17 protein-coding genes and 1 tRNA gene are annotated in these 13776 nt (G+C 64.3%); 11 read left to right on the top strand and 7 right to left on the bottom strand.

Going from position 1 to position 13776, the window contains the following annotated elements; genetic code table 11:
- The 3 genes from ABD127_RS08925 to ABD127_RS08915 form a co-directional block, all read left to right on the top strand.
- On the top strand, positions 1–1320 hold a 1320-nt coding region (locus ABD127_RS08925), incomplete at its 5' end, for an AAA family ATPase (RefSeq protein WP_344200186.1).
- Between the two features lie 238 nt (positions 1321–1558).
- Complete coding sequence (locus ABD127_RS08920; RefSeq protein WP_344200183.1) at positions 1559–2086, top strand: hypothetical protein; 528 nt, start codon at positions 1559–1561, stop codon at positions 2084–2086.
- 258 nt (positions 2087–2344) lie between these two features.
- Entirely contained in the window at positions 2345–3601 is a 1257-nt protein-coding gene (locus tag ABD127_RS08915; protein WP_344200180.1) for a tyrosine-type recombinase/integrase, read from the top strand.
- Here ABD127_RS08915 and ABD127_RS08910 read toward each other — a convergent pair whose 3' ends face one another.
- The 4 genes from ABD127_RS08910 to ABD127_RS08895 form a co-directional block, all read right to left on the bottom strand.
- Positions 3602–4531, bottom strand: a complete 930-nt coding sequence (locus ABD127_RS08910) for a hypothetical protein (RefSeq protein WP_344200177.1) — start codon at positions 4529–4531, stop codon at positions 3602–3604.
- A 204-nt stretch (positions 4532–4735) separates the two neighbouring features.
- Positions 4736–5713: a 5'-nucleotidase gene (locus tag ABD127_RS08905; protein ID WP_344200174.1), complete on the bottom strand. Its 978-nt coding sequence runs from the start codon at positions 5711–5713 to the stop codon at positions 4736–4738.
- 146 nt (positions 5714–5859) lie between these two features.
- Positions 5860–6303: a DUF4145 domain-containing protein gene (locus ABD127_RS08900; protein WP_344200171.1), complete on the bottom strand. Its 444-nt coding sequence runs from the start codon at positions 6301–6303 to the stop codon at positions 5860–5862.
- Between the two features lie 228 nt (positions 6304–6531).
- A complete protein-coding gene (locus ABD127_RS08895) occupies positions 6532–6714 on the bottom strand; it encodes a helix-turn-helix domain-containing protein (RefSeq protein WP_344200168.1) in 183 nt (60 codons plus the stop codon).
- 101 nt (positions 6715–6815) lie between these two features.
- Here ABD127_RS08895 and ABD127_RS08890 point away from each other — a divergent pair, with 101 nt between their 5' ends.
- Both ABD127_RS08890 and ABD127_RS08885 read left to right on the top strand, forming a co-directional pair.
- Entirely contained in the window at positions 6816–7754 is a 939-nt protein-coding gene (locus ABD127_RS08890) for an SHOCT domain-containing protein (RefSeq protein ID WP_344200165.1), read from the top strand.
- A 71-nt stretch (positions 7755–7825) separates the two neighbouring features.
- Positions 7826–8461, top strand: a complete 636-nt coding sequence (locus ABD127_RS08885; protein ID WP_344200162.1) for a hypothetical protein — start codon at positions 7826–7828, stop codon at positions 8459–8461.
- An 8-nt stretch (positions 8462–8469) separates the two neighbouring features.
- On the opposite strand, the gene ABD127_RS08880 is transcribed toward ABD127_RS08885, so the two are convergent.
- Complete coding sequence (locus tag ABD127_RS08880; protein ID WP_344200160.1) at positions 8470–8844, bottom strand: hypothetical protein; 375 nt, start codon at positions 8842–8844, stop codon at positions 8470–8472.
- A gap of 453 nt (positions 8845–9297) precedes the next feature.
- Positions 9298–9516, bottom strand: coding sequence for a hypothetical protein (locus tag ABD127_RS08875; protein WP_344200157.1), 219 nt, complete (start codon positions 9514–9516; stop codon positions 9298–9300).
- 217 nt (positions 9517–9733) lie between these two features.
- Here ABD127_RS08875 and ABD127_RS08870 point away from each other — a divergent pair, with 217 nt between their 5' ends.
- The 5 genes from ABD127_RS08870 (at position 9734) to ABD127_RS08850 (ending at position 11509) form a co-directional block, all read left to right on the top strand.
- A complete protein-coding gene (locus ABD127_RS08870; protein ID WP_344200154.1) occupies positions 9734–9916 on the top strand; it encodes a ribbon-helix-helix protein, CopG family in 183 nt (60 codons plus the stop codon).
- Positions 9916–10224, top strand: coding sequence for a hypothetical protein (locus tag ABD127_RS08865; RefSeq protein ID WP_344200151.1), 309 nt, complete (start codon positions 9916–9918; stop codon positions 10222–10224). The genes ABD127_RS08870 and ABD127_RS08865 overlap by 1 nt, the downstream gene beginning before the upstream one ends.
- Positions 10214–10672, top strand: a complete 459-nt coding sequence (locus tag ABD127_RS08860) for a hypothetical protein (RefSeq protein ID WP_344200149.1) — start codon at positions 10214–10216, stop codon at positions 10670–10672. The genes ABD127_RS08865 and ABD127_RS08860 overlap by 11 nt, the downstream gene beginning before the upstream one ends.
- A 101-nt stretch (positions 10673–10773) precedes the next feature.
- Positions 10774–11151 carry a hypothetical protein gene (locus ABD127_RS08855; RefSeq protein ID WP_344200146.1) on the top strand — a complete coding sequence of 126 codons (378 nt, stop codon included), beginning with the start codon at positions 10774–10776 and terminating at the stop codon, positions 11149–11151.
- A 284-nt stretch (positions 11152–11435) separates the two neighbouring features.
- Positions 11436–11509: transfer RNA gene (locus tag ABD127_RS08850), tRNA-Pro, on the top strand.
- A gap of 101 nt (positions 11510–11610) precedes the next feature.
- Here the strand turns inward: ABD127_RS08850 and ABD127_RS08845 are convergent.
- Complete coding sequence (locus ABD127_RS08845) at positions 11611–12648, bottom strand: zinc-dependent alcohol dehydrogenase (protein WP_344200144.1); 1038 nt, start codon at positions 12646–12648, stop codon at positions 11611–11613.
- Positions 12649–12715: 67 nt separating this feature from the next.
- Between ABD127_RS08845 and ABD127_RS08840 the strand changes: the two genes are divergently transcribed.
- Positions 12716–13759 (top strand): hypothetical protein, encoded by a 1044-nt coding sequence (locus ABD127_RS08840; RefSeq protein ID WP_344200140.1) that lies wholly within the window; start codon positions 12716–12718, stop codon positions 13757–13759.
- The last annotated feature ends 17 nt before the right edge of the window (positions 13760–13776 follow it).

Below are 13776 nucleotides of genomic sequence, written 5' to 3'. Positions count from 1 at the left end.
GACGTCACCCGCAAGGAGTCTGTGCGATCCGCTCTAGACGGCTTGGTTGAGTTTCTCTCGACTCGCGGCGCCGAAGTCTGGACAGTGCATCTGGCTGATGACCTCGACGCTGACGGTCGGCCACTGAAGGTTGGGCTGGACGACTGGCTAGTGAATAACGCCATGTGTCCCGACGGGCTTGTAGGGCTTGCTTCTCCTGCGCGGACTGAAGCGCATGAGTTCGCGGTCCTGAGAGAACTAGGTCGACTACGAGCACGACGTGACGCCGAGGAGATCTTTCGAAGCGAGACGACGGCAGTGCGACTTGGAAAGTCAGCCAAGGCGCGCCGAGTAGGTGGCGGCGAGTTCTTTGTGGACGCACCCGACGAGGTACCCGTTGTTTGGGGCAGGGGGAACGAGATCCTTTGGGCCGATGGTGAGCCGACGATGATCGTCGGTGACGACGGCACGGGCAAGAGCACCATTGATCATCAATTGATCTCCGCAAGGTTGGGCTTGCGCGAAGAGGTGCTTGGGTATCCGGTCGAGCCAGCCGAGGGCGTGATCGTCTATCTCGCAATGGACCGGCCGGACCAGGCGCGTCGTGCGGGTCACCGGCTTTTCTCAAGCCTGGACGAGGACGCGCGAGCGTTTGTTGATCGGCACCTGACGGTTTGGACGGGACCGCTGCCGATCAACCCGCTGAGTTCGCCGGAGGTACTCGCTGACTGGCTGCAGACGCAGTTCGGGAACGTGGCTGAAGTGCACGCGGACAGCCTGAAAGACCTTGCGAGCAACATCTCGGAAGATGGCGTCGGTAGCCGAGTGAACCTCGCCATCCAGGAGGTCGTTGCGCGGGGCATCAACTGGATCGGACTTCACCATCAGCGCAAAGCCAACGGAGACAACAAGTCGCCAGACGGGCTCGCTGACGTATACGGAAGCCGGTGGCTGACCGCCGGGCACGGAAGCATTCTGATGCTGACCAAGGGCAAGGGAGATAAGGACTACATCGAACTTACGCAACTCAAAGAGCCAGCAGATCGCATACCGCGGCTGATGCTGAGGCACGACCGCGTGACTGGTCTGACGCACCGAGTTGCTCCCGAGGTCGACCTCGAGTTGGCATTCATGTTGATCGACGCGCCTGCGTCGGTGAATGAACTCGCGAGGCTGATGTACCCCGACCGGGAGATCACGGCGACGTTGCGGAAGAACGTGAAGCGCAAGGCCGACGCCAAGGTCCAAGCGGGCGAAGCCCGCAAACACCCGGGCAAGACCGGAGGTTCCGGCGGCAGTAGCGGTGACCGATACGAACTCATTCCCGAGGATGAGGCATGAGCAGGGGCGTCGGTGAGGGGCACTGGACACGTGGTCGTGTGAACTGCAGCGGACAAGGCATCGGACGGCAGCGGACTGGAACGCCGATTCCGCTGGTAGACGCAGCGGACCAGGCAGCGGACGGCGACTTTCCGGTAGGGCACCGGACATCTAGGCCCCCCTTGAAGGGGCCGTGTGTCCGGTGCTGCCGCGCGCCCGAGGAAACCGACCCACGCGGATTCAAGGATGGAAGTACGAGATGAGCAAGAAGAAACTGCCGAAGGCTTTGGACGCGGAGGTCGGACTGTTCGGTGGCATGGGCCTCCAGCAGTGCAAGCGGATCAAGAAGAACGGGGACCGCTGTAAGAACGCACCCATGAAGGGGCAGACGGTCTGTCACAAGCACGGGGGCAAGGCCCCGCAGAACCTGCGGAAGGCCCAAGAGAGGATCGCCGCTGCTGCTCCGGGTGCCGCCGCGAGAGTGGAGTGGCTGTCGCAATTCGCGAAGAGCGAGTACGTCCAACTGCAAGCGAATCAGGACATCCTCAACCGAGCGGGTATCGGAGACCAGAGCGACCTCGGCATCTGGACTGAGCAGCAGCCGTGGGAGGTCATCATGGCCAACTCCGTCACCAACGTGGAGATCGACTTCGACTTGGACGATGACGACGTCATCGAAGGTGAGGTCGTGGAGGAACCCCGACCCCTGCCGGAGCGGCCACCGCATCACCGGGCGACCCCGTTTGATCCGCCCTCCCACGACCAGCCGGACAGAACGGGGCCGTAGAACGCAGAACGGCACCAGACGTGCACGGCGTGCCGCCGAGCCGTTCTAAAGGCGGTAGGCGGTCGCTGCGCTCGCTAGCCGATGCATTTTGGTCTCACGGGTGGTCCAAAGGGCCGCCGGAAGTACATCCGAGCAGGTCACGGCGCTACCGACCCTCCGCTGGCCCAGCCGAACCGAGATGGAGCACCCGATCTCGTATCGGAGTGCCGAGGTTGCTCTGCAGGTTGGTCACGGCCGATCAGCGACACAGGAGTCACGATGAAGAAGACGAAGGACAAGAACATCCGCGAGCGTCGAAGGGCTGACGGAAGCATCCGCGGATACGAGGTGCGGTACCGAGACGCGGAGAAGTTGAACTCGCGGGGCTACCCGGTCGTTAGAGGCAAGGTCTTCCGAACGCTAGACGAAGCACGTGACTGGCAGGCGCGTCATCAGATCAAGGTTCGCGACGGGCGGTTCATCTCGCCTGACCGCAGCCGCACGCCGTTCGGAGACGTGGCGGACGAGTATCTGAGCATGCGGGGTGACGATCTTCGCAACCGCACGCAGCAGGGCTATCGGACAATCCTCAACACGTGGCTCGCGGAGTGGGCCGCCCGTCCGATCGACAACCTCACGGCCTCCGACGTCAAAGCCGTCATCGACGCGATGAAGAACGCTCGCGACAAGAACGGTGACCCCAAGCCCCGCGCTGTTCAGACCCGCCACCGCGTCTTCAACCTCATCAGCTCGGTGTTCGGCTTCGCGGTAGAGATGCGATATGTCGAGGTTGATCCGACGATGGCGTTTCGGATGAACAGCCGGTCTCGCACGAGACTGCTTGGCTCCGTGAATCGGAACCGCTTCAAGGGCCGTGCTCTCACCCCCACGGAGGCCATGAGCATCATCAACGCGCTGCCAGAAGGTCGATTCCGCCTGTACGCGCTGCTTGGCTACTACAGCGGCTTCCGAGCCGGAGAACTCGCGGGCCTACGGGTCCATAACCTCGACCCGCTACGTGGCACCGTCCAGGTGGGCGAGACCGTCGAGGACATCAGCGGCGTACTGCAGCCGGGCGTGCCAAAGACGGAGGACTCCCGAGATCGCGTGGTCCCGATCCCCACGCCGGTCATGAAGCAGCTCATTGACCACGTCGCCAGCGAGGGATTGGAGCAAAACGACTACGTCTTCGCCGGGCCGAACCCGTACTTCGCGCAGAAGAACTTCTACAACCGGCAGTGGCGGGCTGCCTGCAAGGAAGTCGGCTTCTGGGACGCAGATGCCAAGCGCGTGACCGTCCGCTTTCACGACCTACGGGTGACGTTCGCTAGCCTCCGGGCGCGCGAGGGCATGCCACCACACAAGTTGCGGGCGCTCATGGGGCACTCAGACATCAACACGACGATGAACGTCTACGTCCAGGTATTCGGGGGCGACCCGGAAGACGCGAAGTTCGCCGATCGCATCTTCGACTTGACCGAGAGCGGACAGCCAGTCAGCGGTGCCGACGTGCGGCGTCACGGTCACGCGGGCTGATCACTGCAACTTGCGGTCGATCTCATCGAGAGTCATGGGCTCATGATTGGCGTCGATCTCCTGCTCATACTCGAGAACCAGGTTGCGGTCGTGCTGGTCCGCGTACTTCGTGGCCTGGCGGACGTTCGTCTCCTTAACAGCCTTGTTGTTCTTCTTGATCAACTCCTTTGACGGCTTGCTCGCCTTGCCGTCCGAGGCGTACGTCGTTTGCTCGTCTTGGATCGTCCGCGTGGCGTAGCGGTTGTAGAACTGGTCGGGATCCATGACCGTGCGCCAGAAGATCCAATTCGTGGGGACCAGCAACAGCGGCTTGCCCTGGGCCACTGGCAGATCGAGGCTCTTCTCCACGAGGTCGCCGGAGACCGCGTCCCAGATCGGGTAGGTGTCCGTCGCCATGGATGCACCGATCGACGGGTAGGCGGCAATCATGTCGAACGTGAAGTCACGAAGGACGTCGAAGACGATGCGCGTCGCCATGTCCGAGATCATGTCGCGATCGATCCGGTCGATGAAGAGCGGCAAGTGCTCGAGACGAGAAAGCACGGCCGTCTGCACGTTCAGGGTCGGGCCGGTGCCTGACATCAGCGTCCGATTCGTTCGGATGGTCTCCCACAAGCGCTCGCCCATCTCGTCCGCGAATGCGTGACCACGGCTTCCGTTGATGCTGTACCCGAGGCGGGTCTCGTTCGGCTCGTGCAGCCGCTGCAACATGCTGAGTCCGCGCCGCTGATCGGCTGGCTTTGACGAACGGGCGCAGGTGATGATCTCTGTGAAGAAGTCCACCAACTGCTGGTGGGCGCGCTGGGCGTAGCGGTCGCCGTTACGCCCAGCAACGCGGATGGCACTCGGATCGAGGAACAGGCGATTGTCCTTCGCCACGTCGACGTTCACGAACGGTACGGGAAGACTGAGATTGAACTCGTCAGTCACTCGAATGATAGGCATGACGCTCCCTCGTAAATCATGTCCGAGGGGAAGCGCGACACTCTGACGCGTCGAACGTGTCTTCGAGGGTCGCAGTTGGAGATGCCAGATTTGAGGCGACACGCCGAGGTCTCTGAAGAAACTTCTAGGCTCCGCCTAGTTTCAACTTACCGATCGGAATCGCTGAGGCGGGTAGCGACACGCCGAGTATCAGTCTTCTGTCGTCGGGGCGTTCGTCACTCCGAACGGGACGTGGACGCTGGGTGCCGCCTCAGACGCGGTGTCGAGGTGTGAAAGTTGATCATCGAAGAAGATGTGCGGACGAAGGACTTGCAAGACCCGACGCTTCTCAACTCCGCCGAGGAAGAAGGCGTCATTGACTCTCACGCCCCATGCCTTCAATGTCATTACGACTCGTTCGTGCGACGGCGCGTTGCGTGCCGTGACGATCGCGACGTGCAGTCGTCGACGGTAGGAGCTGTCTCGATGGACCTCCTCGTCCTCCCGGTCCTGAATCTTGTTGATCGCTTTGAGGAAGTCGCGGAGCATCCCAGCCTCCATGGGCGTGTCAACCTTCTCCACCTCGTTCTGGTGAAACAGCTCCAGCCCGCTTTCCTGCATGATCTTCTCGGACTCGTCGCTAGCCAAGACGCCGTCGAAGTCGAACGCGATCCGTAGGTCTTCGCCATCCGTGTCCTCGGTTGGGGACCCGAGAACCTGCCCGGCAGGTAGGCCCATGGAGATCGCTTCGCGGACGTCGCTCCTCTCCTTTGAGAGAAACAGGGTCATGCTGAAGGCAGGCATGAACGCGTAAGGCGAACGACCCTGCATGAACACAGCTCGGGTAATCGGGAGTTGATGTGTCTGCAGCGAACGCATCACTCGAAGGCCGGTCTCGGGATCGTTGCGAGACAGCACGATGACCTCGATCAGCGGATCGTCGACGGCCGCGAGATCGTTGAGGGATAACAATCGCTTGATGAAGGGGAAGGCGACGCCTTCGCTCAAGGTGTCGTCCAGGTGCGCCTCCTGGTACTTGCGGTACTCGTCCTCGCCGCGCTCTCTGAAGACTTCGTCTGCTTCGCCCAAATCGAAGAGTGCACTCGACGCCACCCCGACCACTAGACGTCCCTCTAGTTCGTACGGCACCTCGGATGCTCCTTTCCGCAGATTTGGCTCGTCGCCCATGGTGGAGTCTCTCGCATGTTCCGGTTAACCCGCCGCTGCGGTAGTAGAGGGTCTGGTAGTGGTGCCTCAGCGGATCTGGCGGCGAATTGCCCTGTTCGACCCAATGCGAGACCAAAATTCACGCGGGGTCAGGTTGATCGTGCTGCTTAGACGCCGTCCCTGCGCTGGATCGCCGCTCGCTTCGCATCGGGCAACTTTTGGAAAAGTGCTCCGATCGTCTTCGGTCTGGAAACGACTTGCTCCACGATGACGTTGATCAGATTGAAAAGTGCGGGCAGCAGGTCGTCGTCTGCATCAAGGTCGATCTGGCCGGGATGCACGGACTCATTTCCGACTACGCGGAGAACATCCATCGCCTGCTGGACCTGCGGGTCAAGACCGCCCTGTACGAGCCTGCCGATTTTTGCATCGATACTTCCGGATCCGGTGTCGAGTTCATCGACGAGCATCTGAAGTCCGAGTCGAAGAAGCCCCGCCGCGCTCTTGCGCGAAAGTGACGACACGGCTCTTGCTTCTTCGTAGATCGCCAGCACGTCGGCAGGCATGTCGGCATGAGGTTCTTCGCCTTGCCGAACGAGCGGAAAGATCATCGAGCCTGCCCGCCAGATGCTGGCCTCGCCGCACGCTGTGCACTCAGCGGCAGAGTAGTTCTCTAGTTTCCTGAACCCCCCGCCGTACTGAGCACGGAGGAGCACTTCCCGCCACTCTTGGTTGGCGAACACCCCGCACCCAGGCATAGGGCAGTGAAAAGCTTCTCGATCAACAGCAGGGGTCCGGTCGGATTCCATTGAGCGATCGTCTCACCGCGAGCCCTCGCTTTAGAGCAGTTCCCGAGCTTCGCACCTGAGCGCCTCAGCCAAGCGATGCAAGTTGTCGATCCCGAGGTTCCGTTCCCCACGCTCGACCGCGCCTACATACGACCGGTCCAGTCCGGCCGCGTGCGCGAGGTCTTCTTGTGAGACGCCTTGTTGCTTGCGCCGCGCCCGGATGCGTTCGCCCACGGCTGCTCGTCGGGCGACGAGATCGGGGGTGGGCGGTTTCACGAGTTTCAGACTTGTCAGTGGATGACTCTGAAACCACGGACTCTCAGTAGCATTCGTTCATGACTGAGTATGTGGTGGGCGGCACGGTGCTCGATCTGAGGCCGGACTGCCTGGTGATTACGAATCGCGGACTGTTCGGTGCTGGCGAGAAGAGCAACGCGCTTCTCGCGCGCACAATCCCGCTGGGTGCGATCCGGGAGGTGTTGCATCGGGAGCGGGGCGCAGTGAAGGACGGCTACCTCTGGCTCGTGCTCGGCGACGAGCCAGCGCCCGACAAGCCGAGTCCTCTGAAGGCAATGGAGTCTCCCAACGCGGTCCTCATCAACTCGCGTAAGAAGGCCAAGGCTGCAGACGAACTCGCTCACCTCCTGCGAGACATCGTTGCGATGAACAGGGCCTCGGGCGTGGACCCCGCCTCTGTCGATTACGACAAGCCGCGCTCTGGTGAAGAGATCCTGGCCGCCAGCACTCGCGTGAGTCTTGAAGGGCTCGGTCTACGCGACGACGTGGCCGAAGCGGCGTCGGCACTCATGAATGTTTCGAAGCCGTTCGGTCGCATCCTGACCGCTCTCTCCTCGATGCTCGACCCGGGTGAACAGGTCGAGGCGCTCACGACGGGCGCGACCGGGGGCTTGTTGGCGGCAAATGCGCCTACCGTGCTGGTGCTAACCGATTCGCGAGTGCTGACCGTGCGAGATCAGGCGAGCGCTCCCACCGACATCTTGAAGCGGAGTGACCTGACGGGAGTGTCCTGGCAGGCTGGTCCAGTCGGACGTTTGGATGTGCTCGGCGCTGCACGCACGATCACGCTGCGAGGTCTGGACAACCTCGCGACGCGTCCAATGGTCGAAATCCTCAGGGCTGCCGCAAATGCATCGCGAGTGCAGTCGGATGCAATCACTGACATAGAGCGGCTGGTCGCCCTGCGCGACGCAGGAGCTTTGACGCCGCAAGAGTTCGAGACGGAGAAGGCTCGCGTACTCGGCTCCCGCGACTAGCGTCGCGAGACTTCGCGCTGGCTCACCGGGATTCACGCCCCGCTTGGCCTAAGTCCGTATACCGTGCACCTGTGACTTGGCGCGAGTTCATCAGCGACTTGGTTGGCTCTGTCGCGTGGCCGCTGGCCATCCTCATACTCGTGCTTCTCTCCCGGAAGTACATCGCAGCAGCGTTCGCTGCGGCTGGCCCCCCGAAGCGTCTGAAGGTTGGGACGTCGGGCGTTGAGGTTGAGTTCGAGCAGAGGGTTCGTGAGGCTCGTACTCGCCTCGAACTATCAGAGCCAGACGCGAAGATTCCCGCCGTTATCGACGGGGGCGATGCCAGCGGTGGACGCTACGCCGGGATCACATTCCTGAGCACTATGGAGACCTTGGCGCTCGCGTATCCGAGCGCCGCGGTCCTCATGAGTTTTATCCGGCTCGAGCAAGTATTCCGAGACTGCCTCAGCGATCGAATCCCGGTCACTGGCAGGCCACTAACCATGCGTTCGATGATCAGTTTCGCGGAGAGCCAGAATCTCCTCAGTCAGACTGAACTGGCCCTCCTGAAGGACCATGTTGCGCTCAGGAACGCCATTGCTCACGGCCAGCGGCTTGAAGTGGACATGACGCCGAGTGCCGCGATGGAGTACGCCGAGTTCGCATATGAAACGGCTGTCTCACTCAGATTCGCGCTAGGGCAGCGAGACTTTGAAGAACCCATCTGACCTAGGTTTCAACCGGTCTGGGTATCAACGGCTCCGACGACCGAGATCACCACCTGCTTGTCTCCTGGCTTGTACTTGCCGTCGTGGTCGCCGTCCTCGACCTGCTGAGCCAGGGCAAGTGCCTCGGTCATGCGTCGGACCGTTGCGACGGAGAGGTTGAGGTCAACGGCGATGGTGCCGACTGTCTCGCCCTCTTGTCGTCGGGTTGCGACCTGCTCGGCGTCCTTGCGCTCAGGACAGCCGGACGCGAGGTAGGGCAGCGAGCGGAGCGTGCCGTTGCGGCGCTTGCGGACCAGCCTCACTGCCTTGGCCGCCAGTGCCTCCTGGAGCGTGGTCGGCCCGGCAGGTGCAGCCTTGGCGGTCGTGGGCTTTTTGGCGGTCATGGTGCCTCCCGGCGTCTCGTGTCGGACGGTCGTCCGATGGCGAGAACAGGGTGCAGAAGTTGCCGCGAGAAGTTCAGACCGCGTCGTCTCAACAGCAGAGATGCGGACGCAGTTTGTGTGGCCAACGTGTCCTATCGCTGCCCATCCAGTTGGATCCTTTTATCTGCCATTGCAGCAACTCGACGACACCGCATGAAGCGCTGAGGGTGGTCTTATCTACCTCGGCACGCGGGGTGATCAACTGGACGGAGCGCCACGATGGAGAAGTCAGTCAGCCAGTACCTAACGACTATTTTGATCGCTGGGCTGGAAGAGATGCATTCGGCGGCTTGGGGTAAGCGGAATCGGGAGTGCCTGCCCGAACTCCTGGGCGCCGTTTTGAAGGCGCGGGACTGGGAAGAGCGCATGGCCAAGTCGGAAGATGAATGGGCATTCTTTGCCCTGAACTGCATCTCACAAGACATCGAGAAGGTCGGGGCGGTCTCGGCGTAGGCGCGAGATCTCGCTGCTGGGGATGCTGCCGTCGCTGGCGGTGGCGATGTGGCCCTCGGCGATCAGCCGCTTGATGGTGTGCGCGGGAATGCCGGTCTGGACCTCTGCCTGGCCAATGCTCAGGCCGAGGTTGGACTGGTAGATCGGGAAGGCGCGGGGGCGGCGGGTGCGTGCGGTCATGGTGGCTCCTGGTCTAGGGGAGTGACCAGTACACAGAGCCCGCCGCCCGCGTTGCTGGCATCGGCGATGGTGCTCCCTCCGGGACTGCTCGGCTCGCTGCGGTCGATGCTCGCGATGCCGGAGTAGATCTGCTGAGCCGCCCAGAACGGCGTCTGGCTTCTGCAGGCTGGTTCGTGGACCAGTAACCGTTACGGGTCCGGGAAAGTAGGTGGCGGCGATGGGGCGACCGAAGTCGTACGACGTGACGCTCAAGGTGAAGGTGTCGTACACGCAGGCGGCGATGCTCGATCATCTGAGTGAGTTGTTGGGGCTCACTAGGTCCGAGCTCGTACGCGAGATGCTCACCATGGACGCAGCAGCCGGGCTGATGCGCCAGGCCAACTCGGACGGACTCGGCTGATGAGCCGCCCGATCACTGAGGTCGTCTCGCTTGATCGCCTTCAGGCCGCGTTCGTCGCTGCCCACGCTTCCCAGGAACAGGCACGCGCCGCCCGTAGACAGGCGCGGGCCGACGAGCAGGCAAGGAGTATCCGACCGATGAGCAAGCAACTGGATGGGCTGGGGGAGCAGATCGCAGCAGCGACAGCCGCCGCCAAGCATGTGCAGAACGCCGCCGTAGGGGTGAGGCAGCGTGAGAGGGACGTTGCCGACCTGCAGACCGAGGTAGCCGAGCGTCGTCGTCAGGGTGGTGGTCGTCGTGTGGGCTGAGGACCAGGTCGAGCAACTGATGATGATGACGAACATCCCGGCGCGGGTGATCGAGGAAGCCAAGAAATTTCCTGATGAGGTCCGCAGGCGTGACTTCGCACGAGCGGCGGGTGTCACCAACGCTGGTCGCACTCGGGACGCCGAGGTCATCCAGCGGCTCTCAGCCCACGTCCGCGAGGCGCACGAGCGCATCCGCGATATCGAACGAGCGCTGGAGTCAGGAGACATTGGCGCGCTCGACGCGGTCGATCAGATCAGTCAGGCGCAGTCCGCGATCAACGCGGCGCAGCGTCGCCACGAAGCGCTGACGTCGTCCGAGGCTCGCTACCGCGAGATCGAGGCTGACCCGTCGGCCTTCACGGAGTCGCTCTATGACAAGTACCCCGGCCTGCAAGACCGCCGGTACACGCTTCGGACCTTCCTCGCTGAGCGAGGTCTGTCGCACTAGAGGCAGCGTGCTGCCACCCCATTGGGTGCTGGGACGCGCACGCGTCGTCGGTTGGGCCGATAGCCACGCGCGCCCCAGCACCACAACCCCAAGGAACGCACATGAAGCGTAAGCACTACGAGGCCCCAACCGCCCCGTCCTACCTCCCCGAAGATGTCAACGTCCTGGCCGTCCGATGTCGAGAAGCGGTCCTCATCCGAGGATCGATGCGAGGTACACCCGCGTGGCGCAACCGAGACGTTAAGGCAGTCCGCAAGATCATCCAACGTCGCCTGCGCCAGCAGCGCGGACTCTCGGGCGATCACGACTACGCCATCGCCATAAACCACGTGCTGAACGATCTCAACGCTCAGCACCGAGTCGGACGGCTCCACGCCAGAGGCGACGTCGTCCTGGCCAACGCGCTGAACCATGACCGGGGCAGTGTCGTCATGGTCGTCCAGCGCCGCGCCTACGCCGAGAAGGCTCAGGCCTCCTGAACGGGCTGAGCGGGTCGGTTCTTCCTGCGCCGATGGTGCGTCACCGACGCCGACCCGCTCAGCCCCCATCCGCCGCCTGCTGCGCTGTGACTGCCTAGAACCGGTTGGTCGCCACTGCGCGGCGCTCCGGCGCGCCCCACGTTCTAAAGGCCTCCGCCCCGTACAGACCAAACTTCGACCGGAGATGGCCCTGACCTTCGGTGGTCGCAGTTGGTCAGATGCCTGGCAGTAGGATGTCAAGGGATCGCCGAGAGTCCCTGAAAGCACTGCAATTCCGGCGACCACGGGATGTAGCGCAGCTTGGTAGCGCATCCGCTTTGGGAGCGGAGGGTCGCAGGTTCAAATCCTGTCATCCCGACTCACGGCCCACGTCCCCACCAGATGTGCGCACCTGTTCGGCAGATCTCGGCGTGACGTGCCGACGTTCTGCGCACGTCTGGTGGAGGGGCGGGTGGGCCCTCAGCGGCGGGGGTCGACCAGGACCTTGGCGTGGCTCGTGGTGCCGCTGTCGAGCTCGGTGAACAGGGTCTCGAGCTGCGCGAGGCCGATCGTGCCGGTGTGGAGGCCCTCGACCTGCACGGAGCCGTCGGCGATCGAGCGCTGGGCACCGAGGAAGTCCTCGTGGTTGTAGGCCAGCGAGCCGATCACCGTGAGCTCGCGGATCTGCCAGTCGCCGTAGCTGACCTCCGAAGTCGTCATCGGGAAGCCCAGCAGCGCGAGGGTGCCGCCACGGCGCACCAGCTCGGCCGACGGCTGGAAGAGGGGCGCGGCGCCGGTGCACTCGTAGAGCACGTCGGCCCCGAGGCCGTCGGTCAGCGTCAGGAGGCGGGCACGGAACGCATCACCCGGCTCGTGCACCTCGGCGAAGCCCAGCTCGGTGGCCGCCCGGCGGCGCTCCGGGTTCGGCTCGACGACGAGCACGACACCGGCCCCCGCGTGGCGCGCGTGCTGCGCCGCGAGCAGGCCGATCGGGCCGGCACCCTGGACGACGACGACCGCGCCGAGCTTCTGGGCGACGCGCCGGACGGCGTGGAACGTGACCGCCGTCGGCTCGACCAGGGCGGCCTCGACGTCCGACAGCTCCGGCAGCACCGGCATGACCCGCCGGCGCGCCACGACGACCGAGTCGGCGAACCCGCCGTGGGCCGGGGCGTCGGGCGTGACGCCGTTCGCCTCGGCGAAGGCGGTGTCGCAGTGGTCGGCGTGGCCCGCGCGACACATCGCGCAGCTGCCGCACGCCGGGCCGACGCAGGCGATGACGCGCTGGCCGATCACGAGGTCGTCGACGTCGGACCCGAGTCGGGCGATCGTGCCGGTCCACTCGTGACCGAACACCGCGGGCGGGACGGCGCCGCCGGAGGTCCAGCTGTGCGTGTCGGTCGCGCAGATTCCGCAGTAGGTGATCGAGACCTCGACCGCTCCCGGCGGCAGCTGGCCCGGCGACTCGGTCTCGAAGGAGACGGCGGACGGGCCGGACACGCGCGCGTAAGTGATCACATTTTCAACGATACGCCGCGACGGCGACGCCCCGAGACCGGGTCGGAGGTCGATAGGGTCCTGAGGCATGACTCGTCGGGGGATCGCGTCCATCGTCCTGCTGCTCCTGCTCGTGACCGCCTGCGGCGGCGGAGGCCGGAGTGACGGTCCGGAGGCCGAGGAGACCGCGGGCGGGCCCGCACCGACCGGCGACAGCCTGGTCGACCTGGTCCGGACCCTGCCCGAGCTCCCTGACGCCGACACGTTCGTGGTCACCTTCGGCGACGTCGAGGGCATCGCCACGGCCAACGCCGTCGACGTGCCCACCGACGGCGACCTCCCGAGCCTCCTGGACTGGTCACTGTCCGCCGGGGCCGACGGCGTCCCGGTCCTCCTCCCGTCGACCCTGCAGGAGGTGAACCTCAACCGGCACCAAGAGCTCGAGGCCGAGCTGGGCGTCTCGCTGTGGAGCACGACGCGGTACGCCGAGGTCGCTGCGCCGCCGTACCGGGTGGCCGTGCTGGACGGCGACCACGGCGAGGCGGAGCTGACCGAGGCGATCGGCGAGCCCGACGACGGCGTCTGGGCGCTCGGCGGGGACGAGCTCGAGGTCGACCTCGCGAACCGCACGGCCGCGCGCCCGCTGGGGGAGGCCCTCCGGCTCGCGACCACGCAGGACGGTGTCGCCATCGCCTCGACCGCGACGCTGGCGCGAGAGGCTGCCGACGCCGAGGGCTCGCTCGTCGACGACGACCTCGACGAGGTCCTGACCGCGCTGGACGAGGTCGACCCCGTCGCCGGTGTGGCGATCCGCACCGACCTCGGCGACGAGGGGCTGCTGGCGAACGGGGCGGCGTACGTCGTCGACGGCGACGCCGTCGTGGGGCGCCTCGTGCTCGGCTACCCCGACGACGAGGACGCCACGGCCGCTGCCTCCGAGGTCGAGGAGTACTTCACCGACGGCAAGTCGCTCAGCGGCCTGCCGTGGTCCGACCTCCTGACGGTCGAGGACGTGACCGCCGAGGGGTCCGTCGTGGTCGTCGACCTGTCGTTCGCGGGGGACCAGCGGCCGGCCGTGCTGGTGCAGATGCTCCTCGGCAACGTGCAGGACCTGCCGCAGGCCCGCTCCTGACCCGGCCCGCCAGATGT

Origin of the sequence: Aeromicrobium alkaliterrae (assembly GCF_039529015.1) — a bacterium.
GTDB classification, from domain to species: Bacteria; Actinomycetota; Actinomycetes; order Propionibacteriales; family Nocardioidaceae; genus Aeromicrobium; species Aeromicrobium alkaliterrae.
Note: the sequence above shows the minus strand (reverse complement) of the source record. Positions and strands in the feature narration are given on the sequence as shown.

Excerpts from the sequence above, each read along its gene's own strand:
- ABD127_RS08920 (WP_344200183.1), top strand. The coding sequence starts at position 1,559 with ATGAGCAAGAAGAAACTGCCGAAGGCTTTGGACGCGGAGGTCGGACTG.
- ABD127_RS08915 (WP_344200180.1), top strand. The coding sequence starts at position 2,345 with ATGAAGAAGACGAAGGACAAGAACATCCGCGAGCGTCGAAGGGCTGAC.
- ABD127_RS08905 (WP_344200174.1), bottom strand. The coding sequence starts at position 5,713 with ATGGGCGACGAGCCAAATCTGCGGAAAGGAGCATCCGAGGTGCCGTAC.
- ABD127_RS08900 (WP_344200171.1), bottom strand. The coding sequence starts at position 6,303 with ATGATCTTTCCGCTCGTTCGGCAAGGCGAAGAACCTCATGCCGACATG.
- ABD127_RS08890 (WP_344200165.1), top strand. The coding sequence starts at position 6,816 with ATGACTGAGTATGTGGTGGGCGGCACGGTGCTCGATCTGAGGCCGGAC.
- ABD127_RS08880 (WP_344200160.1), bottom strand. The coding sequence starts at position 8,844 with ATGACCGCCAAAAAGCCCACGACCGCCAAGGCTGCACCTGCCGGGCCG.
- ABD127_RS08875 (WP_344200157.1), bottom strand. The coding sequence starts at position 9,516 with ATGACCGCACGCACCCGCCGCCCCCGCGCCTTCCCGATCTACCAGTCC.
- ABD127_RS08870 (WP_344200154.1), top strand. The coding sequence starts at position 9,734 with ATGGGGCGACCGAAGTCGTACGACGTGACGCTCAAGGTGAAGGTGTCG.
- ABD127_RS08865 (WP_344200151.1), top strand. The coding sequence starts at position 9,916 with ATGAGCCGCCCGATCACTGAGGTCGTCTCGCTTGATCGCCTTCAGGCC.
- ABD127_RS08855 (WP_344200146.1), top strand. The coding sequence starts at position 10,774 with ATGAAGCGTAAGCACTACGAGGCCCCAACCGCCCCGTCCTACCTCCCC.
- ABD127_RS08840 (WP_344200140.1), top strand. The coding sequence starts at position 12,716 with ATGACTCGTCGGGGGATCGCGTCCATCGTCCTGCTGCTCCTGCTCGTG.